Source organism: Streptomyces sp. NPDC006655 (genome assembly GCF_040703965.1).
In the GTDB taxonomy this organism is placed as follows: domain Bacteria; phylum Actinomycetota; class Actinomycetes; order Streptomycetales; family Streptomycetaceae; genus Streptomyces.
Map to the genome: position 1 here is coordinate 57,946 of NZ_JBEYJU010000019.1, position 23,794 is coordinate 81,739.

Genomic DNA, 23,794 nt, shown 5'->3' on the forward strand with positions numbered 1-23,794 from the left:
CGACACCGGCTCCTTCCAGGTCATGTCGCCGCAGGCGGCCGCCTACGCCGCCACCTACGCCACCGCGCCCGCGGCCGCCCCCGGGATGGGCTACCTCACCGGGGGGTACGACACCGCGGCCCAGGCCCCCACCGCGGTCATGCCGGCCGTGCCCGCCATGCCCGCCGGGCCGCCGGCCGACCCCGGCATGGGTGCCTACCCCACCGCACCCACGGCCGACCTGGCCACTGCCGCGTACGCCGCCGGAATGCAGCCCGCGGCCCCCGGCTACGCCCCCGCGATGCCGATGACCCCGCCCCCCGCACCGGTGCCCACGCCGATGCCGATGCCGATGCCGTCCGCTCCGATGCCCACGGCCATGGCCGCGCCCCCTGTGGCGATGCCGCCGGCGCAGCCGTTCATGACAGCGCCCCCAGCCGCGATGGCCACCGCACCCACCCCCGTCATGACCTCGCCTCCCATGGCGTCGGCCCCCGCCGTCCCGGTGGTCACCGCCCCGGCCCCCGCACCCACCTCCTTCCCCCAGGCCGTCGCCGTGGCCGAGCCCGGCAAGGCCATGAAGGCGCTGGAGTTCGCGCGGGCGCAGATCGGGCGGCCGTGTGTCTGGGGGGCGACCGGACCGGAGTCGTACGACTGCTCCAGCCTCACCCAGGCCGCCTGGCGCGCCGCGGGCGTCACGCTGCCGCGTACCGCGCCGGAGCAGACGCTGGCCGGCACCCCGGTGACGCTGGCCGCCGTCGAACCCGGTGACCTGGTCTTCTTCTTCGACAACGACAGCCACGTCGGGATCTACGCGGGTGGCGGCACGATGATCCACGCGCCGAGCCCGGGAGCGTCCATCCGCGAGGAGTCGATCTACAACGCCGGGGAGTCGGCGATCCACCGGGTGGTCCGCCCCGCGTAGCCGGGACGGACCCGGACGCCTGACGGCGTCGGGCGGCGTCAGACGACCCTCCGCCGCCGCGTGCGCCAGCTTTCGTAGTGGTCCAGGAGGGTCTCCTCGACCGGCCGGTAGACGAGGCCCAGTTCGTGGACGCTGCGGCTGTTGTCGACGCGGAAGCGGATACCGAGGTGCTTGCGTATGTAGTCCTGGGTGAGGCCGAAGAGCGGGCCGAGGATCCGTACCGGCCAGTGCGGGAGCGCGGTGCGCGGCAGCCGCGGGTCCCGGCGGTGGCGGGTGCGGATGATCCGGGACATCTCGTGGAACGACGTCATCGTCTCGTGGGCGACGATGTAACGGCCCTTGGCCGCGGGGTTCTCCGCCGCCGCGATGTGCGCGTCGGCCACGTCACGGACGTCCGCGGTGGTGAAACTGAAGTCCGGGGCGCCGTACCAGAAGTAGCCCTTGAACAGTTCGTCCAGCAGGAACAGGCTGCCGGACTCGGAGGCGGGCGCGAGGGACGGCCCCAGGACCAGGCCCGGGTTGACCGACACCATGCGCCAGCGGTCCTGGGCGGCCTCGGCGTCCCAGGCGGCGCGTTCGGCGACCGTCTTGGCGTAGTGGTAGGGGTTGTTCGCCACCGTGCTGGTGGTGTTGAAGTACTGCTCGGTCAGCACCTGGCCGGGCATCTCGCGGACGTCGGCGTAGTCGCCGAAGATCGCGCCGACGGTGGAGGTGAACACCAGGGTCGTCACCTCGGGGGTACGGCCCACGCTCCCGAGGACGTTGCGGGTGCCGAGCAGCGCCGGGTCCACCACGTCCCGTCGGCCGTCCTTGATCCGCTCCGGCATCAGGAAGGGCGAGGCCACGTGGAAGACGGTCGCGCAGCCGTGGAACGCCTCGTCGAAGGAGCCGTCCCGGAGCAGATCGGCGCGGAACAGGACCAGCCGTCCGGGAAAGGCCTCCTGGAGGTCCCACAGCGGCCGGACCTTCGCCGCGTCGGAGGTGCTGCGAACGGTCGCGTGGACCCGGTAGCCCCGCTCCAGCAGCCGTCGTACCAGATGGCTGCCGACGAACCCGCTGCCGCCGGTCACCGCGACGGTCGTCTCCTCGCGTGCGTCCACGTCCTCACCCCTCGCCCTCGGACCCACCGCGCCTCGGTGCGCCGCAGAGGACAGGGTGGTGCACGACCGGGGCGGCCGCCAAGCACCTGGGGGCACCGGGTCCCGTTCCCGGGCATAAGCCGGACTCGGGATGGGTCATAAGATCGCCTTATGAGGTCATAGACCGGACCCGCGTACTAACTTAGGACTGCCTTAGTTTAGGCTTCCCGTTCGAGATCGATCGTCCTCACTCGATCGACTGCCACCGCTCGAAGGGAACCTGATCATGCCGCGCCCCCTGCGGGTAGCCATCGTCGGAGCCGGCCCGGCCGGGATCTACGCCGCCGACGCCCTGCTCAAGTCCGAGGTGGCCGCCGAGCCCGGCGTGTCCATCGACCTCTTCGAGCGGATGCCCGCCCCCTTCGGCCTGATCCGCTACGGCGTCGCCCCCGACCACCCGCGCATCAAGGGCATCATCACGGCCCTGCACCAGGTGCTCGACAAGCCGCAGATCCGACTCTTCGGCAACGTGGACTACCCGTCCGACATCAGCCTCGACGACCTGCGCTCCTTCTACGACGCCGTGATCTTCTCGACCGGCGCGACCGCCGACCGCGAGCTGCGGATACCCGGCATCGAGCTGGACGGCTCCTACGGCGCCGCCGACTTCGTCTCCTGGTACGACGGCCACCCGGACGTGCCGCGCACCTGGCCGCTGGAGGCCGAGAAGGTCGCGGTGCTCGGCGTCGGCAACGTCGCCCTGGACGTGGCCCGCGTCCTCGCCAAGACCGCCGACGAGCTGCTCCCCACCGAGATCCCGCCGAACGTCTACGACGGCCTGAAGGCCAACAAGGCCCTCGAGGTGCACGTCTTCGGCCGTCGCGGCCCGGCGCAGGCGAAGTTCTCCCCGATGGAGCTGCGGGAGCTGGACCACTCCCCCACCATCGAGGTCGTCGTCGATCCCGAGGACATCGACTACGACGCAGGATCGATCGAGACCCGACGCGGCAACAAGCAGGCCGACATGGTCGCCAAGACCCTGGAGAACTGGGCGATCCGCGACGTCGGCGACCGCCCGCACAAGCTCTTCCTGCACTTCTTCGAGTCCCCGGTGGAGATCCTCGGCGCGGACGGCAAGGTCGTCGGACTGCGCACCGAACGCACCGCCCTGGACGGCACCGGCAACGTGAAGGGCACCGGCGAGTTCAAGGACTGGGACGTCACCGCGGTCTACCGCGCCGTCGGCTACCTCTCCGACAAGCTGCCGAAGCTCCCCTGGGACATCGACTCGGGCACCGTCCCGGACGAGGGCGGGCGCGTCATCGAGGAGAGCGGCAACCACCTCCAGTCGACCTACGTCACCGGCTGGATCCGCCGCGGGCCGGTCGGTCTGATCGGCCACACCAAGGGCGACGCCAACGAGACGGTGGCCAACCTGCTGGCGGACTACGCCGATGGCAGGCTGCACACCCCTCAGGCGCCCGCGCCGGAGGCGGTGGACGCCTTCCTCGCGGAGCGGAACGTCCGCTTCACCACCTGGGAGGGCTGGTACCGGCTGGACGCCGCCGAGAAGGCGCTGGGCGAGCCGCAGGGCCGTGAGCGCGTCAAGCTCGTCGAGCGCGAGGACATGCTCCGCGAGAGCGGCGCCTGACACACCGCGAGAGGGGGCCGAAGGCGATGCGCCGGCCCCCTCTCGCGGGCACCGGGAATGTCCTAGGATCATGCGCACGCATCGCGTGTCGGTCACCGGCCGGGTGAGGCATGGAGGTGCTGTGAGGTGCCTTGCGGAGGCATTCCACCCATGTCAGTCGAGTTGAACCACACCATCGTCCACGCCCGGGACAACCGGGAGTCCGCCGAGTTCCTGGCACACGTCCTCGGACTCGAGGTCGGGACCGAGTGGGGCCCCTTCGTTCCCGTGGCCACCGGGAACGGGGTCACCCTGGACTTCGCCAGCGTTGCGGCGGAGTCGATCGTCATGCAGCACTACGCGTTCCTGGTCTCCGACCAGGAGTTCGACGCGGCCTACGAGCGCATCCGGCGGGCCGGGATCACGTACTACGCGGAACCGCGTCTGCGGCAGCCCGGAGAGATCAACCACCACCACGGGGGCCGGGGCCTCTACTTCATGGACCCGGCCGGACACGGCATGGAGATCATCACACGGCCCTACGGCAGCCACGAGTAGACAGTGACGGCCAGGTGAACGGGGCCCGCCCCGAAGCGGATGGACGGGCGGGCCCCGTTCGCCGCACCATTGTGCGGGGCCCGGCGGCCCACGGGCACGGGTGAACGTGCGTCGTACGACGCACACGGTGCGCACCCCGGCTGCCGGGCGCACACCCCGTGCGCGGGCGGGCCCCGCCCTGTTTGACACGCTCCCCGGCGGTGATACTGGGAGGCGCACTCCCCTCCCGTCAGCAGATTGGCCCATGTCGAACTCCGCCACCGACCACGCCGCCCTTCCGCAGTCCGTCTGGCCCGCCCGTGGCCGCCACACGGGCCCGGACTCCGAGGAGGTGATCCGCCGGATCCTGCGCCTGCGCAAGGAGACCGGCGCCCTCGACGACTTCACCGAACCCCCCGTGCCCGAAGACCCCGACCGGCGGCTCTTCGAAGCCCGCTGGCGGGTCGGCGACGGCACGGTCACGGTCCGCGCCCGGCTCACCCTCATGGCGCACGAGGGCCGGCAGGCCGGGCGGGAGTGGCAGCTCGTCGCCGAGGCCGAGCGGCCCTGGGACGAGACCTGGCCCTCCCCGGCGACGATGTTCTGGCCCGACGGCGACGAGGCCGGCGACGGCGGCGAGGCCGCCTGGGACTACCACCCGGCGGTGGCCGGCCTGCGGCTGCGCACCGTCAACCCGCTGCCCGCCGACGACAAGGACATGCGCCGGGTGCTGCGCGACGCCGCGAAGGACGCCTGGTGCGTCAACCTCGTCGTGCACGAGGCGATGACGCCCGACACGCTCGGCCGCCTCCCCCTGGTACGGCGCCTGCCGCCCGCCCTCGCCCACCGCGTCGTGGAACACCGGGCCGCGCCCGAGCAGTTCCGGGCCGTCAACTGGGCCCTGCGCGACCTCGGAGTGGAGGTCCCGCGCGGCGGAGCCGTGCTGCTGCCGCCGGACCCCGCGCCGTCCGGTTACGACCCGCACGAGTACGCGGTGCGCAGCGTCTTCCTGGACGGCTCGGAACCCACCGAACTCATCGCCCTGCTGGGCCGGTTCGCCGCACTGCCCAGGCCCGCGCCGCAGGGCACCGAGGAGGCGCTGGCCGACCTGCGCGACAACTGGACCCTGATGACGCTCCAGGAGCAGCTCGACCGGGAGCGGGAGCTCGTCGCGCAGTACGCGGAGGCACTGGAGGCCATGACGAGGTCACGGGACCTGTACCGGGAGTCGGCCGAACGGGCCCACGAGGCGCTGGCCGCCCTCCGCGACACCCCCGTCCCCGTCGCACCGGTGCCCCAACCCGCCTCGCCCCTCCAGCAGTTGACCCGCGCCTTCAAGGGACTGCGCCCTCCGAGGGAGAGCGCGGAGCCGGCCGCGGTGACCGAGGGCGAATCCGGGAGGGCGGAGCAGCAGCCGGACCGGTAAACCGGGCAGACGGACCAGTGAGGGGCCCCGGGGCGGACCGGGGCCGGACGACAGGACAGCCATGGACACCACCACGACCGTGCTCGTGATCTGCGCGATCGTCGCCGCGGCCCTGCTCGCCGGGGCGATCGCCGTACTCGTACGGCTGGTCCGCACCCGGCGCGCGCTGCGCCGGGCCGGACTGCCGACCGGCTCGCGGTGGGTGTTCTGGGGCGCGGTCCTGTATCTGGTGCTGCCGACCGACCTGCTGCCCGACCCGATCTACCTGGACGACATCGGCGTCCTGCTGCTGGCCCTGCGCTCCATGCGCGCGGCCCTGCCCGCCGAGGACCCGGAACCGGGCGGGCAGCGGAGCGGGGCGTCTTCGCCGAAGCCCTGGACGAAACGCTGGAGTTGAAAGCGCGGCACCCGGGCCGGCCGGCTCCCGGGACGGCCCGGTGGTGCCGGGGTTCGACCTGGCCGACTCCCCGGCCGAACTGTGCTCACCGGCCGGTGCCGAGTACGTCGCCGGATGCCTGAGCGACGCCGGACCGACGCCGCGCGGTGCGACGGGTGCCGACGAGCACCAGCACCAGCACGGTCAGGGCGGCGAGCGCGGCCGTCGCCGCTAGCGCGCCCGGGAGCCACGACGGGACCGGTGTGCCGGACAGCCGCCGCAGGCCCAGCCGGGCCCCGAACCGGGAGTCCAGCACCGGTCCGGCGGCGAGCACGGCGGCGCCGACGAACCCGGCCGAGGCCGCGACCAGGCGTGCCGCGGGGATCGTCAGCGCGAACGCGAGGAGCAGGCACAGCGCGGGCACGGCCGACGTGAGCGGTGGCGCCCCGCCCCACTGGCGCGGCGCATGCGCGACCCCGCACAGCACGAACACCAGCGCGGCGGCCCACGCGGTGCGCCCACCCGCCACGGACGGGACGGCGCCCCCCGGCCGGCCGGCCGCCTCGGACGCCGCCGACGCGGCACGTCCGGTCGCCCCGGCCCCCTCGGCCGGCCCGGCGGACGCGCCCGGCGCCGAGGACCCGGCCGGTTCGCAAGCCCCGGTCGTGGCACCGGCCTCGGACACGCCGCCGCGCTCGGACGCCCCGGCCGCCGCACCCGCCCCGGCCGCCGCGTGGCACTCCGCCACGCCCGCGAGCGACGCCGTCGGCCCCGACCACCCGTCCCGCTCGCCCGCCCCGGCCCCCACACCCGCCTCGGACGCCGCGCAGGCCGGCATCCCGGCCGAACCCACCGCCCCCGACGGCCCGCCCCGCGCGGACGCCCCCGTCGGCGCGGCGGGCTCGGTCGACGCGCACCACGAGGTCAGTGAGGTCAGCGAGGACGCGGTGTACGCGGCACCGGTCCCCGCGGCCGAGCCGAGCGGGGCCGGGGTCCGTGCGGCGCGCGCGGTCGCCAGCCGGCCGATGAGCCGGGCCACGTCCTCCACCGGGCGGCCGACTCCGGCCGCCCGGACGGCGGCCCGACCGCAGTGGGGCTCCAGCGGCCCGCGGTGCAGGAGTTCCACCAGCCGGGACACCTCGTCCAGGGGACGGCACTCGGCGGCGGCCCGGATCGCCACCTCGGCGCGGTCGGCCAGCCGGGGCTCACCGGTGAGCAGGGTGACGAGCCGGGTGACCTCGTCGACCGAGCGGTTGCGGCCGACCGCGCGCAGCACGTCACCGGTGAGCTCGCCGTGGGCGGGGTCGCCCTCCAGGAGGGTGACCAGCTGGACGACGTCCTCCAGCGGACGGTCGGTGACCACCGTACGGAGCAGGCCTTCGAGCGGGTCGTCATGGCGGACCGCTGCCTCGGGCGGGTCGGTGCGGACCGCTGCCTCGGGCGGGTCGGTGCGGACCGCTGCCTCGGGCGGGTCGGTGCGGACCTCCGCCGGGGGCGGTGCGGGCGGGATCGCCGGGTCGGCGGGTGGGGTGTCGACGCCGGGGGCGAGTATCCGGGGTATCGCCGGGTCGGGCGGGCTGCAGGGCGAAGAGCGGGTGATCATGCTCGGCTCCAGGGGGGTGTGGCCGTACCTGGCACCCCACGTACGGCACGGCGCGTCATGCAGACCATTACCAGGGGCGCGTCCGGACTCCCGCCACCCGGGTGGGGCATCGGTGTGAGGGCACCGGGGACCGCTCGCCGGTTCCCGGTCCCGGAGGTGCGTGCGAAGGCCCGGGGGGCGCATTCTTGCTGTGTCACCCACCCGGCGGTGCACGGACGAGGTAGGACCGGATGACTGGGACCGGTGAGCACGTGGGCCGGGCGCGTGAGCGGCTGACCGCGCTGCTGGTCGAGGCCTCGACCAGCGCTCTGGACGCGGCGGACGGCCACGTCGCCGGTGTGTACCTGCGCTCCGGTACCCCGGGGCTGCTGCGCCTGGCCACCCTGGTGGGCCTGCCCGGCCCGCTGTTCCGGCCCTGGTGGCGGCTGCACGTGGACCGGCCGTTCCCCGTGGCGGACGCCTACCGGCTCGGGGTGCGGGTGGTGCTGCCGAACGCCACCGAGACGGTCCGCCGCTACCCCCAGTTCGCGGCCGGGCTGCCGTTCCAGTTCGGCTCGCTGTACACGCCGGTGCCCGGCGCGTCGCCGCCCTTCGGGGTGCTCACGGTGCTGCGGCCGGCCGTCCCGGACACGGTGGACGAACCGCCGGACCCGGAGCTGCTGTGCCAGATCGCCCGGCGGCTGGGGGCGGGGCTGCGCGAGCTGGTGGCGGAGGCGGGCGCGGCGGCGGTCGCCTGGGAGGGCGAGCCGGTGTGCGTACGGCCGCCCGCCCGGCGCCCGCAGACGGTCCGGACGGGCCGTTTCACCTGGGATCCGGCCACCTCCGCGGTGCGCGCGGACGACCGGCTGCACGCCCTGCTGGGTGTGGCACCGGAGGACTTCGCGGGCACCGGAGCGGCGCTGGCCGAGGCGGTGGCGCCGGCCGACGCCCCGCGGGTGCTGGCCGCGCTGCGCGAGACCGCGGCCGGGCGGCCGCCACAGGCGCCGCTGCGGCTGCGGGCCGGAGACGGTGCCCCGCGCCTGGTGGAGCTGTGGCCGCCGCCCGGCGCGGGCCCCCCGTCCCTGGTCTCCGGCACCGTCGTCGACCTCGGGCCCGCCGCGCCCGGAGACGGAGCGGCCGATCTGCTGCCGCAGGGCGTGTTCTGCCTGGACCGCGCGGGGCTCGTCCGGTACGCCAACCGGGCCACCGCGCGGCTCGCGGGCCGCACGGTCGCCGAGCTGCTGGGGCGGCCGGTGTGGGAGGCCATGCCGTGGCTGAGCGGGCCGCCGTACGACGACCACTGGCGCGGTGCGCTGCTGGGCCCCGACCCGGTGCACTTCCAGGTCCGTCACGAGGGGGCGGGCGAGAGCGGGTGGCTCGCCCTGTCCCTGCATCCGGGCCCGGACCTGGTCACGTGCACGGTCGTCCCCGCCAACCGGCTCGATCCGCCGGTGCACCTGCCCCGGCCGCCCGAATCGGGCACGGGAAGCGGGCCCGGCCAGGGCGGCGGGCCCTCGATGGCACCGCTGTACCGGCCGATCGCCCTGGCCATCGCGCTGACCGACGCGGTGACCGCCCGTCAGGTGTCGGCGGTGGTGACCCAGGAGCTGCTGCCCGCGTTCGGCGGCCGGCGGCTCGCCATCTACCTGCTCCAGGACCGGCACCTCTACCTGGCCTGGGAGAACGGCTTCCCGCCCGGCTTCCTCGCCCCCTTCGACGGGGTCGGCCTGGACGCCCGGATCCCCGGGGTCGAGACCCTGACCACCGGCAGGCCGCTGTTCTTCGAGTCGATGCGGAAACTGGCGGACTCCTACCCGGGTCTCGCGCTGGACGCCGACCGGGGCGCCCGCGCCTTCCTGCCGCTGATCGCCTCCGGGCGCCCGGTCGGCTCGTGCATCCTCGGCTTCGACGACGAGCGCGGCTTCAGCACCGAGGAACGCACCGTCCTGATGGCGCTCGCGGGTCTGATCGCGCACGCGATGGAGAAGGCCCAGCGCTACGACAGCGAGGCCGCCCTCGCCCGCGGCCTCCAGCAGGCGCTGCTGCCGCGCCGGCTGTCGGCACACCCCTGGGTGGAGACCGCGGGACGGTATCTGCCGGGCACCCAGGGCATGGACGTGGGCGGTGACTGGTACGACGTGGTGGAGGCCGGCGACGGACTGGCCCTGGTCATCGGGGACGTCCAGGGACACGGTGTGCAGGCCGCCGCGACCATGGGACAACTGCGCAGCGCGGTGCGGGCGTTCGCGCTCGGCGACCGGCCGCCCGACGAGGTGATGGGCGGCACCAACCGGCTGCTCATCGATCTCGACCCGGGCCAGTTCGCGAGCTGCTGCTACCTGCGTCTGGACCCCGCCACCGGATTCGCCCGGGTCGCCAGGGCCGGGCACCTGCCGCCCCTGCTGCGTGCCCCGGACGGCCGCACCGACGTGCTGCAGCTCGCCGGGGGCGTCGTCCTCGGTGTGGATCCGCGGGCCCGCTATCCGGTGACCGAGCTGGAGCTGGCGCCCGGCGCGATCCTCGCCCTGTACACGGACGGGCTGGTGGAGCGGCCCGGCGCCGACATCGACGACGGCATAGCGGCGCTGCGGGTTGCTCTGGGGAGTGCCGGTGCGGTGCCCGGGCGGCGGCGCGGGCGGTACCTAGCCGGAGTGGCGGACCGGCTCACCGCCATGGCCCGGCACGCCACCGACCGACCAGACGACGTGGCGCTGCTCCTCGCCACCCGCCGACCCCCGCACCCAGCCACCACCGACCGACCCCCGGCCCCGCACCAAGGCGCCGCCGACCAGCCCCGGGCCCCGTACTGAGCGGCGCGGACCGGGTCCGGCCGGGGGTCGGCACGACATCGGGCCCGGTTGCCTCCCAAGACCCTCTCGCCTCGGGCGCCCGGGCAGTGTAGACATGGGCTCATGGTCCGTCTGCCCGGCCGGTCCGACACTCGGCCGCCCCGTTCCGGGAGTCCGCGTGCGCCGCTCAGCGAGGGGGAGCAGGGAGTGAGGGAGCCGGGGCGGGTCCGGTCGGCGCTCAGCGGGCGCAGTGTGGCCGGACAGGTGTTCGTGCTCCAGGTGGTGATCGTGCTGCTGCTGGTCGCGGCGGCCGTGGTGGCCCAGGTCCTCCAGGTGCGGCACGACAGCACCACGGAGGCCCGCAACCGGTCGCTGGCCGTCGCCCAGACCTTCGCCAACGCCCCGGGCACGGCGGCGGCGCTGCGGCTGCCGCATCCCACGACCGTGCTCCAGCCGAAGGCGGAGGCGGCCCGCAGGGCGACAGGCGTGGACTTCATCGTCGTCATGAACACCGACGGCATCCGGTACACGCATCCCAAGCCGGACCGGATCGGCAAGAAGTTCGTCGGGGACATCGGACCCGCGGTGGCCGGCGGGACCGTCACGCAGGAGGTCCACGGCACCATCGGGGAGCTGGTGCAGGCCGTGGTGCCGGTCAGGGACCCGGCCGGCAAGGTGGTGGGGCTGGTGTCGGCCGGCATCACCACCGCGCACGTCGGCGGCGCCGCCGACCAGCAGCTGATGCTGCTGCTGACCGCGGCCGGTGTCGCCCTCGCCCTGGCGCTGGCGGGGACGGCGCTGGTCGGCCGCCGCCTGCTGCGTCAGACGCACGGCCTCGGCCCGAACGAGATGACCCGCATGTACGAGCACCACGACGCGGTGCTGCACTCGGTGCGGGAGGGGGTGCTGATCGTCGGCGGCGACGGCCGGCTGATGCTCGCCAACGACGAGGCGCAGCGTCTGCTGGACCTGCCCGCGGACGCCGAGCGCCGGCGTGTCGTGGACCTCGGCCTGGACGGCGACACGGCGGAGCTGATCGCCTCGGGACGGGTCGCCACCGACGAGGTGCACCTGGTCAAGGACCGGCTGCTGGCCGTCAACCAGCGCCCGATCGAGGTGCGCGGCCGGCCGCCGGGCAGCGTCACCACGTTGCGCGACTCCACCGAGCTGCGCGCCCTGTCCGGCCGCGCCGAGGTGGCCCGGGAACGCCTGAACATGCTGTACGACGCCGGAGTGGGCATCGGCACCAGCCTGGACGTCCCCCGGACCGCGGAGGAGCTCGCGGAGCTGGCGGTACCGCGGTTCGCGGACTACGCCGTCGTCGACCTGTACGAGGCGGTGCTCAAGGGCGAGGAGCCGAAGCCGGGGGACGCGCTGCGCCGGGTGGCGCTCACCGGCGTCCGCAAGGACGCCCCGCTGTACCCGGTCGGCGAGCGGTTCCGGTTCGTGCCGTCCTCACCGCAGGCCCGCAGTCTGCAGACCGGCGACTCGGTGGTCGAACGGAGGCTGCGGGAGGCGCCCGGCTGGCGGGCCCAGGACGTGGAGCTGACCGGCCGGATCCTGGAGTTCGGCATCCACTCGCTGATCAGCGTGCCGCTGCGGGCCGGGAATCTGGTGCTGGGGCTGGCCATCTTCTGCCGTTCGGAGAAGCCCGCGCCGTTCGACGACGAGGACCTGGCCCTCGCCGAGGAGCTGGTGGCCCGCGCGGCCGTCACGATCGACAACGCCCGCCGCTACACCCGTGAGCACAGCATGGCGGTCACCCTCCAGCGCAGTCTGCTGCCGCGCAGCCTGCCGGAGCAGAGCGCCCTGGACATCGCCTACCGCTACCTGCCGGCGCAGGCGGGTGTGGGCGGCGACTGGTTCGACGTGCTGCCGCTGTCCGGGGCCCGGGTGGCGCTGGTGGTCGGGGACGTCGTGGGGCACGGACTGCACGCGGCGGCGACCATGGGGCGGCTGCGCACCGCCGTGCACAACTTCACCTCCCTCGATCTCCAGCCGGACGAACTCCTCGTACTGCTCGACGAGTTGGTGAGCCGAATCGACCAGGACGAGACACCCTCGGACAGTACGGCCACCATCACCGGGGCGACCTGCCTGTACGCGATCTACGACCCGGTCTCCCGGCGCTGCACGGTGGCCCGGGCCGGTCATCCGCCGCCGGCGCTGCTGCGGCCCGACGGCAGTGTGGAGTTCCCGGACGTGCCTGCCGGTCCCCCACTGGGGGTCGGCGGGCTGCCCTTCGAGACCGCCGAGCTGGAGCTGCCCCCGGGCAGCCGACTGGTGCTGTACACCGACGGGCTGGTCGAGGACCGGCAGCGGGACATCGACGAGGGGCTCGACCTGCTCGCCGGTGCCCTGGAGTCGGCAGCCGACGGCACTCCCGAGGAGACCTGTGCGGCCGTTCTGGAGCGGCTGCCGGCCCGCCCCAGCGACGACGTGGCGCTGCTCGTGGCACGGACCCGGGCGCTCGGCCCGGACCGGATCGCCGAGTGGCAGGTGCCCTCGGATCCGGCGGCCGTCTCCGAGGTGCGGTCCGAGGTGACCCGCCGGCTGTCGGAGTGGGGGCTGGACGAGCTGTCGTTCACCACCGAGCTGATCCTCAGCGAGCTGGTCACCAACGCCATCCGCTACGGCCGGGCCCCCATCGGGGTACGGCTGCTGCGCGACCGGACGCTGATCTGCGAGGTGTCCGACGCCAGCACCACCTCCCCGCACCTGCGGTACGCGGCGAGCACCGACGAGGGCGGCCGGGGGCTGTTCCTGGTGGCGCAGATCGCCGAGCGCTGGGGCACCCGCTACACGCCGGCCGGGAAGGTCATCTGGGCCGAGCAGCCGGTGCCCTGACGTCAGCCCAGGGCGCGATCGAGGTTGAAGGCGGCGCTGATCAGGGCGAGGTGGGTGAACGCCTGCGGGAAATTGCCCTGTTGCTCGCCGGTGCGGCCGATCTCCTCGGCGTACAGGCCGAGATGGTTGGCGTAGGTGAGCATCTTCTCGAAGGCGAGCCGGGCCTCGTCCACGCGTCCGGCGCGCACCATGGCCTCGACGTACCAGAAGGAGCAGATGGAGAAGGTGCCCTCGTCGCCGCGCAGGCCGTCGGGGCTGGCCTGCGGGTCGTAGCGGTAGACGAGGGAGTCGGAGACCAGGTCCTCGGTGAGGGCGTCCAGGGTGGACAGCCACTTGGGGTCGGTCGGGGCGATGAACTTGGCCAGCGGCATCATGAGCAGTGAGGCGTCCAGCACCTCCCCGCCCTCGTGCTGGACGAAGGCGCCGCGCCGGTCGGACCAGCCGCGGTCCATGATCCGCCGGTAGATCGTGTCGCGGGACTGCCGCCAGCGGGGCAGGTCGGCGGGCAGGCCCCGCCGGTTGGCGAGGCGGATCGCCCGCTCGATGGCCACCCAGCACATCAGCCGCGAGTAGAGGAAGTCCTTGCGGCCGCCGCGGGTCTCCCAGATGCCCTCGTCGGGCTGGTCCCAGTGCTCGCAGACCCAGTCGACGAGGCGGGTGACGTCGTCCCACTGGTCGCTGGAGATGGGCTGCGCCCACTTGTCGTAGAGGTAGATCGAGTCGATGAGGGCGCCGTAGATGTCCAGCTGGAGCTGGCCGGCCGCGGCGTTGCCGACCCGGACCGGGGCGGAGCCGCAGTGGCCCTCCAGGTGCGTCAGCTCCCGTTCGCCCAGATCGGCGCGGCCGTCGATGCCGTACATGATCTGCAACGGACCGGAGGCGAAGCCGTCGCCCGGGCTGATGTAGGTGGTGACGAATCCCATGAAGGCCGCGGCCTCGCTGCTGAAGCCGAGCCGCAGCAGCGCGTACACGGCGAAGGCGGCGTCGCGGATCCAGACGTAGCGGTAGTCCCAGTTGCGTTCGCCGCCGAGCTGTTCGGGGAGGCTGGTGGTGGGGGCGGCGACGATGGCGCCGGTGGGGGCGTAGGTGAGCAGTTTCAGGGTGAGGGCCGAGCGGTGCACCATCTCGCGCCAGCGGCCCCGGTAGCGGGACTGGTGCAGCCAGCGCCGCCAGTAGCGGACGGTGGTCTCGAACTGACGCTGGGCCTCGATGCGGGCGCAGCCGCGCGGGGCGATGTGCTCGCCGGCCTGGTCGAGGGCGAAGACGGCGGTCTCGCCCTCGGCGAGCTTGAAGTCGGCGTGGGCGTCGGGGCCGTCGCTCTCCAGGGCCACCGTGGAGGTGAGCGCCAGGGACATCGCCGGCGACTCGAAGAGCGCGGTGTCGCCGCACATCCGCAGGGTGTGCGGCGAGGCGCCGTAGTCGAAGCGGGGGGCCACCCGGACCCGGAAGGGCACGGTGCCGCGTACGCACACCACCCGGCGGATCAGCCGGTGCCGCTCGCACTCCGCGGACTCGGCGGACTCGCCCTTCACCGGCATGAAGTCCTGGACCTCGCCCACCCCCTCGTCGGTGTAGAACCGGGTGATCAGCACGTTGGTGTCGGGGAAGTAGAACTGCTTGGTCCGGGCGGGTACGGCCGCGGCCAGCGCGAAGTAGCCGCCGCGCTCGGCGTCCAGGATCGCGGCGAAGACGCTCGGCGAGTCGAAGGACGGCGTGCAGTACCAGTCGATCGTGCCGTTGCTGCCGACCAGGGCCACGCTGCGCAGGTCGCCGATCAGTCCGTGCTCGGCGATCGGCAGGTAGCGGGGGCTTCCGGGGGCATTCTCGTAGAACGGCTGCTCGGCCATCGTGGCGGCCTCCCCGAAACGGGTGTACGGTCACGTACCAGCTTAAAAGGGATGCGTTCCGTTCCGCACCGGCTGCCCGGCCGGGCCGGACCCCGGATCCGCTCGGGATGCGGGGCTCGGCCATGCGGGCAATCGTGAGAATGTGCACCCGCTCCGTGAAGGAGGGATCATGTCGACCTCAGAACCCGAAGCGTCCTGGTCGTCCGAGGACCGCGCGACCCCGGACTCCGTGCTGCACAGCGCCCCCGGCACCGGGGTGGCACCGGAGGACCTGGTACTGGCGTCGGGCCGGGACGTCACCCCGGCCACCCTCGAATGGGCCCGGAAGAAGCTGGAGCGCGAGGGCCCGAACTGCATCGAGCGCCTGCTGCCCTGAGTACGGCAACGGCCCAGGTCCGCATGGGATTTCATGCGGAGGTTGCCGGTTCACCCTTTCGGAGCCGGGGCGCCTGCTGACAGACTCCGCAAGGTGCCAGACTTCGACATGCTCGTCATCGGATCCGGTCCCGGCGGTCAGAAGGCCGCCATCGCCGCGGCCAAGCTCGGCCGCCGGGTGGCCGTGGTCGACAGCCCAGAGATGGTCGGCGGTGTGTCCATCCACACCGGCACCATCCCCTCCAAGACCCTGCGCGAGGCGGTCCTCTACCTGACCGGGCTCACCCAGCGCGACCTGTACGGCCAGAGCTACCGGCTGAAGGAGGAGATCACCGTCGCCGACCTGACCGCGCGCACCCAGCACGTGGTCAGCCGCGAGGTGGACGTCATCCGCAACCAGCTCTCCCGCAACCACGTCACCCTCTGCTCCGGAACCGGCCGGTTCCAGGACCCGCACACCGTCGCCCTGCGCGAACCCGGCGGGGACGAACGGCTGTTGACGGCAGAGCACATCGTCATCGCCACCGGCACCCGGCCGGCCCGCCCGGACAGCGTCGAGTTCGACGGCCGCACCATCATGGACTCGGACAACGTGCTGTCGCTGGAGCGGGTGCCGCGCTCCATGGTCATCGTGGGCGCCGGCGTGATCGGCATGGAGTACGCCTCGATGTTCGCGGCGCTCGGCAGCAAGGTCACGGTGGTCGAGAAGCGTGCCGCCATGCTCGACATGTGCGACGTCGAGGTCGTCGAGTCGCTGAAGTACCACCTCAGGGACCTGGCCGTGACCTTCCGCTTCGGGGAGACGGTCGCCGCCGTCGAGCGGCACCCGCGGGGCACGCTGACCGTGCTGGAGAGCGGCAAGAAGATACCGGCGGACACGGTGATGTACTCGGCGGGCCGACAGGGCCTGACCGATGAACTCGACCTGGACAAGGCGGGGTTGTCGGCGGACCCGCGGGGCCGGATCAAGGTCGACGAGCACTTCCGCACCGAGGTGCCGCACATCTACGCCGTCGGCGACGTCATCGGATTCCCGGCGCTCGCCGCGACCTCGATGGAACAGGGCCGGGTCGCCGCCTACCACGCCTTCGGGGAGCCGGTCGGGGAGATGGACCACCTCCAGCCGATCGGGATCTACACCATCCCGGAGATCAGCTTCGTGGGCCGCACCGAGGACCAGCTCACCGAGGACTGCGTGCCCTTCGAGGTCGGGGTGGCCCGCTACCGGGAGCTGGCCCGGGGGCAGATCATCGGTGACTCGCACGGCATGCTCAAGCTGCTGGTCTCGCCCGGGGACCGGCGGCTGCTCGGTGTGCACTGCTTCGGAACCGGGGCGACAGAACTGATCCACATCGGTCAGTCGGTGATGGGCTGCGGCGGCACGGTCGACTACCTGGTGGACGCGGTGTTCAACTATCCGACGCTCGCGGAGTCGTACAAGGTCGCCGCCCTGGACGCCACCAACAAGCTGCGTCAGCTCGACCGGCTGGAGGACTGAAGGGTGCCGGAACCGCTGCTTCCGGTGTCCGAGTCGACCAGCGACAACAGGGGCCGAGGGCTGCGGCCGACGCACACCGATTTCCGGGGTAGGAGTCCGATGGCGTGAGACCGCTTCGCCCCCGACGTCGACCCCGACCGCGGGGGCGAGTCCCTCACCTCGGCCCGGCAGGACGTGGTCATCGGCCGCGGCAGGGTCTTCGGGCCCTGCTGCGGAGCACGGGGCCCGACCGGCTCGTCCGCGGGCCTCGGGTCCGGCTGTCGGCGCAGGCCTGGGCGGGCGCTGCGACGGCGGAGTCCTGGCTCGCCGCCGAGCCGCACCGCGCCGACGCGCTGGTGCTGCGGGCGGCGACCGACGCCATGCCCGGGCCGGCCCGGCCCGGCCGCCGAGGCGTACCCCCAGGACCCGACCCCCTGGGTCCCGGACACCGTGGAGGGCCACCTCCAGATCCTGCACCACTACTCCGCGCGCCGGCACGGCACCCACGGTCCCGCAGGGGCGTTCAGGCCTCGGTCTGCTCGGCGGGACGGGCGAGGCCCGTCGTCCACTTCTCCTCGATCCGGCCGGCCTTCCAGATCAGCAGGGCGACCGCCCAGGTGGCGAAGAAGAGCCCGACGATGACGAAGCCCACCGTGTTGAGGTCGAGCCCGGCGATCCAGTCCCAGAAGAAGCCGTGCAGGTCCAGCTTCTCGGCGAGCAGGCCGAGGAGTTCGACGGTGCCGATGACGAGGGCGACGGCGACGGACAGACCGGTGATGGTGAGGTTGTAGTAGACCTTGCGGACCGGCTTGGAGAACGCCCACTCGTAGGCGAAGTTCATGAACGAGCCGTCGATGGTGTCGAGCAGCGACATGCCGGCCGCGAACAGCACCGGCAGCGTGAGGATGGCGTACCAGGGCAGCCCGGACGCGGCCCCGGAGCCGGCCAGGACCAGCAGGGCGATCTCGGTGGCGGTGTCGAAGCCGAGGCCGAACAGCAGGCCGAGCGGGTACATCTGCCAGGGCTTGGTGATCGAGCCGGTGACCCGGCCGAGGAAGCGGTTCATGAGACCGCGGTTGTTGAGCTGGTTCTCCAGGGCGGCCTCGTCGTAGGCGCCGGAGCGCATCTGGCGGAAGACCTTCCAGATGCCGGCCAGGATGACGAGGTTGATGCCGGCGATGAGGTAGAGGAAGGTGCCGGAGACCGTCGTACCGATCAGGCCGGTCACCTCGTGGAGGTGCGAGCCGTCGTCCCGGACCGGTCCGGCCAGGGTCTTCAGGCCGAGCGAGAGCAGCAGGGAGAGGCCGAAGACGATGCTGGAGTGGCCGAGGGAGAACCAGAAGCCGACGGACAGCGGACGCTGCCCCTCGCCCATCAGCTTGCGGGTGGTGTTGTCGATCGCCGCGATGTGGTCGGCGTCGAAGGCGTGCCGCATGCCGAGGGTGTACGCGGTGATGCCGATGCCGATCCCGAAGGACTCCTTGCCGACGCTGAAGTGCTGCGGCGCGATGATCCCGACCAGGGTGCCCCAGCCGATGACGTGCAGCGCGAGCACGAACCCCGCCATCCCGCCGACCCTGGTCCACTCCTGGCGTGTCATGGAACCGCGGACACGGCGCCAGGCCGAGGGCTTGGTCTCGGCCTGGGCGGGGAGGGACGGAGCGGAACCAGGGGCGGCCGTCATCGGGGGGTGGCATCCTTCGGTCGGGTGGGAGCAGCTGCTGTCGACAGCCTGGTGCCATCTTCCCGTACTTGCAAATCGTTCGCACTAGCGGCAGTGCCAGGCCTTCCCCATGAGAAGGTAAAGGAAAGGTAAGACGCTCAGGCGGACAGCAGCCCGCGGCCCAGCCAGTCCCCGGTGTCGCGCACGCCGGGCAGGGCGAAGAAGTAGCCGCCCCCGGTCGGGGAGATGTAGTCGACGAGGGGCTCGTCGACGAGCCGGGTCTGGGTGGCCTCGAACTGGCGCCTGACGTCCTGGTTGTAGCAGCAGAAGACCAGACCCATGTCGAGGTTGCCGACGCTGTCGATCCCCCGGTCGTAGTTGTAGCCCCGGCGCAGGATGCGGGTGTTGTCGGTCCCCGCGGTGCGCGGGTTGGCCAGCCTGATGTGGGCGTCCAGCGGAATGGCGTCGCCCTTGGGGTCCTTGGCGTAGTTGGGGATGTCGGTCTCCTTGGCGCCGTCGAGCGGGGCGCCGGTGTCCTTGCGGCGGCCGAACATCAGCTCCTGCTCGCTGAGCGAGACCCGGTCCCAGAACTCCACGAGCATCCGGATGATCCGGATCACCTGGTAGCTGCCACCGGCGGTCCAGGCGGGTTCGCCCTGGCCGTCGCCCACCCAGACCAGCCGGTCGGTCTCGCGGGCGGAGCGCACGTCCGGGTTGGCGATGCCGTCCTTGAAGCCGAGCAGGTTGCGCTGGGCGCCGGTCGGCCGCGGGGCGTTCTGGAAGCCGTCGATGCGCCACTTGATCTGCATGGCGCCACGGGTGTGCCGCGTGATGTCCCGCAGGGCGTGCAGCACGGTGTCCTGGCTGTCGGCGCAGATCTGCAACGAGAGGTCGCCGTGGCACTCGGCGGCGTTCAGGTTGTCGTTCGGGAAGGTCCGCATCGGCGTCAGGCGGGCCGGCTTCGCCTTCGCCAGGCCGTAGCGGTCGTCGAACAGGGAGGCGCCGACACCGACGGTGACGGTCAGCGCGTCGGAGGGGACGTCCGGGCCGAGGATGCCGTTGTCGGAGGGCGGCGCGCCGACACCGAGGTCCTCCGGGGTGCCGCCGGAGGTGAGGAGGCGGGCCCGCTCGGTGATCGTCTTCAGCAGCTCGGCGAGTTCCCGCCGGCTGTCGGCGATGACGTCGAGCGAGACGAAGGTGGCGGCGGCCGGGGCCGGGGTGAGGATGCCGGCCTGGTGGGCGCCGTGGAAGGGGATCCTGGTGCTGCTCGTCGCGTCGGCGGCCTGCGCCTGCGCCGTGCCGCCGGCCTGACCGAGCGCGAAGCCGCCGCCGGCCAGCACCGCGCCCGCGGCCCCGGCGCCCAGCGCCGTGCGCACGAAGGAACGGCGGCCCGCGCCCATGGGGCAGGACGGGGTGTCGGCAGCGGACATCGGAGGGTTCCCTTCGTCGTACGGGTGCTGGTGCTGTGCGGGGTTCATCAGGCGGACTTCCTGATCTCCAGGAGGTCCGGCACCGGGGCGAGGTCCTCCAGGAGCTGCCCGGTGGCTCCGCTGATCCGCTGCCGGGTGACGGTGTCGAGCTTCTCGACCGGGGTCCAGGCGGTTCCCCGGTGCTCGGCGTCCAGGAGCTTCTGCAGCCGGGCGACGTCCGCGTCGACGGTCGGCAGCAGCTTCGGTGCCCGGGTGGTCAGCAGCGGCTCCAGTACGGTGAGCAGCTCGCGGGTGCCCGCCAGGTTGGCGTTCGCGGTGGCGAGGTTGGTGCCGCTGCCCTCGTCGGTGTCGGCGGTCAGCTCGAACTGGAGGGTGTTCTCCAGGATCTCGTGGGCGCGCAGCGGCAGGTCGCCCGGGTCGAAGTCCTGGGTGGGGAAAGCCTTCTGGAGTCCGGCGGCGGCCGCGGCGAGCGCCTGGGCGGGGGCCTTCAGCCGCGCCGCCGACTGCCCGTGCCACAGCCCGTACTCGATCCGGTGGAATCCGGCGAAGCCCTGGTCGTCGACGCCGCCCGCGAGGCCGTCGGCGCGGCCGTTGATCTTCTTGTCGAAGTCCTCGAAGGTGCCGTAGGCGGCGCCGAGGGAGGAGTAGGTGAGGTGGGCGGTGAGCCAGTCGGTGCGGGCCCGGTCGAGGTGGTCACCCTCGATGTCGGCGTCGAGCGTGCGGGTCCCCGCCACGAGGGTGGCGAGGCCCTGCTCGACGTACGCCTTGTACGCCTTCAGCGGCGCCGCGAGGTCGCTCTCGGAGACCGGTACGACCGCCTTGGCGCCGCTTCCGTGGCCGCTGACGGTGACCGACCTGGAGGTGACGGCCCGGCCGCCCGAGGGGACGCAGCGCCAGGCGTAGGTGCCGCCGGCGACGGTGGCGACCAGGGCGCGGGTGGTGCCGGGGGCGAGGCCCTCGATCTCGCCGTACACCGCGTCGGTGCTCGGATCGATGAGATACACCTCGGAGGTCTTGCTGCCGGTGTTCTGCATCTGGAAGGTCCGGCGGCCGGGCTCGGGTGCCGTGAAGCCCTTGCCGCACTCGGTCTCGGAGACGGCGACGGTCTGGCCGCTGCCGGGCTTGGGCCGGGCGAGGGCGACGACGAGACCGGCGACCACCGCAGGCACGGCCACCACGGCGACGGGCACCACCCAGGCGGGCCGCCGCCGCGGCCCCTTCGCCGCCCGCGACTCACCGACGACGGCCTGAGGCTGCGGCTGCGGCTGCGGCTGCGGCTGCGGCTGCGCCTCGGGGTTCTCCGCGGCGGACCGCGGCGCCGCTGCGCCGGTCGACGGTGCGGCGGCGGGCGTCGGAGCCGTCGCTCGTACTCCCCGTACGAACAGGGTCATGACGACCGCGAGATAGCCGGCGTACCCGGCCACCTGGAGCCAGGTCATGGTCGGCGCGATGTTGAGGACGCCCTGGAGGAGGGTGCTGTACCAGGAGCCCGCGTCGACGCTGCCGCTGAGGTCGAGGGCGTACGTCTCGCTGCCCGGGAACACGCCGCCCTCCTGGAGGTCCCGCAACCCGTAGCCGAGGACGCCGGCCGCGATGACGATGAGGACCGCGCCCGTGTAGGTGAAGAACTTCGTCAGGTTGATCCGCAGGACGCGCCGGTACAGACCCCAGCACAGGCCCGCCGCCAGGACGAGGCCGATTCCGGCGCCGGCCAGCGGCCCCGCGGACTCGCCGGCCGCCTGGGCGGTGGTCCACAGGAAGAGCGCGGTCTCCAGGCCCTCGCGGCCGACCGCGAGGAACGAGGTGACCACCAGGACGCCCGAGCCCATGGCGAGCGCCCCGGTCACCTTCTCCTTGATCTCCCCGGAGAGGCTCCGGGCGGAGCGGCGCATCCAGAAGACCATCGCGGTGACGAAGGCGACCGCGATCACGCTGAGGGTGCCGCCGAAGGCCTCCTGCGCGGTCGCGGACAGCGACGCGGCGGTGAAGGTGAGCACCGCGCCGAAGCTCAGCGCCAGCGCGATCGCGGCGAGGACACCGGTCCACACCTGCGGCAGCCGGTTCCTGGCCCCGGCCCGTACCAGGGTGGCGACGAGGATGGAGACGATCAGCCCGGCCTCAAGGCCTTCCCTCAGACCGATCAGAAAACTCGGAAACGCGTCGTCCCACATCCGCCGCAGCCCTCCCCGGCAGGCCCGTCCCCGCCCCGTGGCTCGAACTTAGTGAAGGCATGCCTTACTTCCGCTCGACCATGATGACTACAGCCATGTAGTCAATCGGTCATGAACAGGCAATGGTGCGGCAAAAGCCAGGACCTGCCGTGACATCGCACAGCACCACACACAGGGGACACGGCCCCCCGGACGAACCCGGCGGGCCCGCTCATCGACTACAGTTCGACAGACCGTCTACAGATGTGTAGTCGAGCGATGAGAGGGCGCGTGCCGATGACCACTCCCCCACACCAGCTGGCCTCGCAGCTCGCCGTCAACGTACTGGACGCGCACTCGCTGCTGGCCGCGTTCGGCGTGCTGGGTGTCGGCGTGGTGATGTTCGCCGAGACGGGGCTGCTGATCGGCTTCTTCCTGCCGGGCGACTCACTCCTGTTCACCGCGGGCCTGCTCTGCACCGGCACCTCCGGCCAGGGCCTGAAACTCTCGCTGCCCGCCCTGCTGGTCGCGGCGGCGGTGGGGGCGCTGGCGGGCTCGCAGACCGGGTACCTGCTGGGCCGCAGAGCCGGCGGCGCGCTGCTGGCGAGAAGCAGTTCGGCACGGCTGCACGAGGGAGCCAGGCGCACCGAGGAACTGCTGGAGCGCTACGGCCACGCGAAGGCGATCGTGCTGGCGCGCTTCGTGCCGGTGGTGCGCACGGTGCTGAACCCGCTGGCCGGGGCCCTCGGGGTGCCGGTGCGCACCTTCACCCTCTGGCAGGCCGTCGGCGGCCTGGTCTGGAGCCTCGGCCTGACGCTCGCGGGCTACGCGCTGGGCTCCTCGATCCCGAACGTGGACCGGTACCTGCTGCCGATCATCGCCGTGATCGTGGCCGTTTCGCTGATCCCCCTCGTGGCCGAGGTGCTGCGGTCCCGCAGGGCCGCACGGGAGTCATGAACCGCAGGCGCGTCACGGAGTTCGCCGGGAGCGCGGGGCTCGGCGCCTGGGTGGCGTTCGGGTTGCTGGCGCTGCTCGTCTGCGGCCGGCACGGCGCCCCGCTCGCCCTGGACCGGACCCTGCACGCCTGGTCGCTCGGGCACCGCCCGGACGTGGCGGTGGCCGTGGCCCGGGCCATCACCATGACCGGCACCGGCGTCGTCCCGTACGCCCTCGTCGTGCTGGCCGGAGTGCTGGCGGGCCGCGGGCGGCGCGGGCGGGCGGGCGCCGTACTCCTGGGCGTCCTGTGTCTCGCCCTGGGGCAGGCGCTCCGGTACGGCGTGATGGAGCTGGTCGCCCGCCCCCGGCCGCCGCAGCAGGACTGGGAGACCCTGGCCTCCGGCTGGTCGTTCCCGTCCGGCCACAGCACCACCGCCGCGATGACCGCCGGCCTGCTCCTGCTGGCCCTGGCCGTCCGGGTCCCGCACGGCGGGTGGATCTGGCGGGCGACCGTCACCTGCTGGGGGGTCGCCGTGGGGCTGACCCGGGTGTTCCTGGGGGTGCACTGGTTCACCGACGTGCTCGGCGGCTGGCTGTTCGCCGTCGGCTGGCTCGGGGTGTGCGGGTGCGCGGCGGCCGCGTGGCTCCCGGCCGCCTGGCTGCCGCCGGGCCCCGGGGACGGCGCCGACGCACCGGACCGGCCGGTCACCACCGGCTGACGACCCTCCCCTGCGATGACGCGGGCC

The 23,794-nt window shown here is 73.1% G+C and carries 16 protein-coding genes and 2 pseudogenes; 12 read left to right on the forward strand and 6 right to left on the reverse strand.

What is annotated here, in order from left to right; genetic code table 11:
- Nucleotides 1-550 precede the first annotated feature (550 nt).
- Nucleotides 551-904: pseudogene (locus tag AB0958_RS13980) on the forward strand (C40 family peptidase); the annotation flags it as partial.
- Nucleotides 905-942: 38 nt separating this feature from the next.
- Here the strand turns inward: AB0958_RS13980 and AB0958_RS13985 are convergent.
- Nucleotides 943-2,004: an NAD-dependent epimerase/dehydratase family protein gene (locus AB0958_RS13985; RefSeq protein WP_366890639.1), complete on the reverse strand. Its 1,062-nt coding sequence runs from the start codon at nucleotides 2,002-2,004 to the stop codon at nucleotides 943-945.
- A gap of 265 nt (nucleotides 2,005-2,269) precedes the next feature.
- Here AB0958_RS13985 and AB0958_RS13990 point away from each other — a divergent pair, with 265 nt between their 5' ends.
- The 4 genes from AB0958_RS13990 to AB0958_RS14005 all read left to right on the forward strand — a co-directional run bounded on the left by AB0958_RS13990 (nucleotide 2,270) and on the right by AB0958_RS14005 (nucleotide 5,973).
- Complete coding sequence (locus AB0958_RS13990) at nucleotides 2,270-3,634, forward strand: FAD-dependent oxidoreductase (protein WP_366890640.1); 1,365 nt, start codon at nucleotides 2,270-2,272, stop codon at nucleotides 3,632-3,634.
- A 150-nt stretch (nucleotides 3,635-3,784) separates the two neighbouring features.
- Nucleotides 3,785-4,171, forward strand: a complete 387-nt coding sequence (locus tag AB0958_RS13995; RefSeq protein ID WP_366890641.1) for a VOC family protein — start codon at nucleotides 3,785-3,787, stop codon at nucleotides 4,169-4,171.
- Nucleotides 4,172-4,415: 244 nt separating this feature from the next.
- Complete coding sequence (locus tag AB0958_RS14000) at nucleotides 4,416-5,576, forward strand: hypothetical protein (protein WP_366890642.1); 1,161 nt, start codon at nucleotides 4,416-4,418, stop codon at nucleotides 5,574-5,576.
- Between the two features lie 61 nt (nucleotides 5,577-5,637).
- Nucleotides 5,638-5,973, forward strand: coding sequence for a YkvA family protein (locus AB0958_RS14005; RefSeq protein ID WP_366890643.1), 336 nt, complete (start codon nucleotides 5,638-5,640; stop codon nucleotides 5,971-5,973).
- Nucleotides 5,974-6,058: 85 nt separating this feature from the next.
- Here AB0958_RS14005 and AB0958_RS14010 read toward each other — a convergent pair whose 3' ends face one another.
- On the reverse strand, nucleotides 6,059-7,555 hold the full coding sequence (locus AB0958_RS14010; protein ID WP_366890644.1) for a hypothetical protein: 1,497 nt from the start codon (nucleotides 7,553-7,555) through the stop codon (nucleotides 6,059-6,061).
- A gap of 230 nt (nucleotides 7,556-7,785) precedes the next feature.
- Between AB0958_RS14010 and AB0958_RS14015 the strand changes: the two genes are divergently transcribed.
- Both AB0958_RS14015 and AB0958_RS14020 read left to right on the forward strand, forming a co-directional pair.
- Nucleotides 7,786-10,344 carry a SpoIIE family protein phosphatase gene (locus tag AB0958_RS14015; RefSeq protein ID WP_366890645.1) on the forward strand — a complete coding sequence of 853 codons (2,559 nt, stop codon included), beginning with the start codon at nucleotides 7,786-7,788 and terminating at the stop codon, nucleotides 10,342-10,344.
- Between the two features lie 102 nt (nucleotides 10,345-10,446).
- Nucleotides 10,447-13,170: a SpoIIE family protein phosphatase gene (locus AB0958_RS14020; RefSeq protein ID WP_366890646.1), complete on the forward strand. Its 2,724-nt coding sequence runs from the start codon at nucleotides 10,447-10,449 to the stop codon at nucleotides 13,168-13,170.
- Between the two features lie 2 nt (nucleotides 13,171-13,172).
- Here the strand turns inward: AB0958_RS14020 and AB0958_RS14025 are convergent, their stop codons facing one another.
- Nucleotides 13,173-15,017 (reverse strand): glycoside hydrolase family 15 protein, encoded by a 1,845-nt coding sequence (locus tag AB0958_RS14025; RefSeq protein WP_366890647.1) that lies wholly within the window; start codon nucleotides 15,015-15,017, stop codon nucleotides 13,173-13,175.
- Nucleotides 15,018-15,186: 169 nt separating this feature from the next.
- Here AB0958_RS14025 and AB0958_RS14030 point away from each other — a divergent pair, with 169 nt between their 5' ends.
- The 3 genes and pseudogenes from AB0958_RS14030 to AB0958_RS14040 form a co-directional block, all read left to right on the forward strand.
- Complete coding sequence (locus AB0958_RS14030; protein ID WP_366890648.1) at nucleotides 15,187-15,393, forward strand: hypothetical protein; 207 nt, start codon at nucleotides 15,187-15,189, stop codon at nucleotides 15,391-15,393.
- 93 nt (nucleotides 15,394-15,486) lie between these two features.
- Nucleotides 15,487-16,890, forward strand: coding sequence for a Si-specific NAD(P)(+) transhydrogenase (sthA, locus tag AB0958_RS14035; RefSeq protein WP_366890649.1), 1,404 nt, complete (start codon nucleotides 15,487-15,489; stop codon nucleotides 16,888-16,890).
- Nucleotides 16,891-16,989: 99 nt separating this feature from the next.
- Nucleotides 16,990-17,379, forward strand: a pseudogene (locus AB0958_RS14040) (hypothetical protein); the annotation flags it as partial.
- 13 nt (nucleotides 17,380-17,392) lie between these two features.
- Here AB0958_RS14040 and AB0958_RS14045 read toward each other — a convergent pair.
- The 3 genes from AB0958_RS14045 to efeU form a co-directional block, all read right to left on the reverse strand.
- Nucleotides 17,393-18,553: a HoxN/HupN/NixA family nickel/cobalt transporter gene (locus tag AB0958_RS14045; protein WP_366890650.1), complete on the reverse strand. Its 1,161-nt coding sequence runs from the start codon at nucleotides 18,551-18,553 to the stop codon at nucleotides 17,393-17,395.
- A 137-nt stretch (nucleotides 18,554-18,690) separates the two neighbouring features.
- Complete coding sequence (efeB, locus tag AB0958_RS14050) at nucleotides 18,691-19,962, reverse strand: iron uptake transporter deferrochelatase/peroxidase subunit (protein WP_366890651.1); 1,272 nt, start codon at nucleotides 19,960-19,962, stop codon at nucleotides 18,691-18,693.
- 47 nt (nucleotides 19,963-20,009) lie between these two features.
- The gene (efeU, locus tag AB0958_RS14055; protein ID WP_366890652.1) at nucleotides 20,010-22,133 is read right to left on the reverse strand and encodes an iron uptake transporter permease EfeU; all 2,124 of its coding nucleotides are present in this window, start codon (nucleotides 22,131-22,133) and stop codon (nucleotides 20,010-20,012) included.
- Nucleotides 22,134-22,409: 276 nt separating this feature from the next.
- Between efeU and AB0958_RS14060 the strand changes: the two genes are divergently transcribed.
- Both AB0958_RS14060 and AB0958_RS14065 read left to right on the forward strand, forming a co-directional pair.
- A complete protein-coding gene (locus AB0958_RS14060; protein WP_366890653.1) occupies nucleotides 22,410-23,069 on the forward strand; it encodes a DedA family protein in 660 nt (219 codons plus the stop codon).
- Nucleotides 23,066-23,767: a phosphatase PAP2 family protein gene (locus AB0958_RS14065; protein ID WP_366890654.1), complete on the forward strand. Its 702-nt coding sequence runs from the start codon at nucleotides 23,066-23,068 to the stop codon at nucleotides 23,765-23,767. The genes AB0958_RS14060 and AB0958_RS14065 overlap by 4 nt, the downstream gene beginning before the upstream one ends.
- Nucleotides 23,768-23,794: the final 27 nt, after the last annotated feature.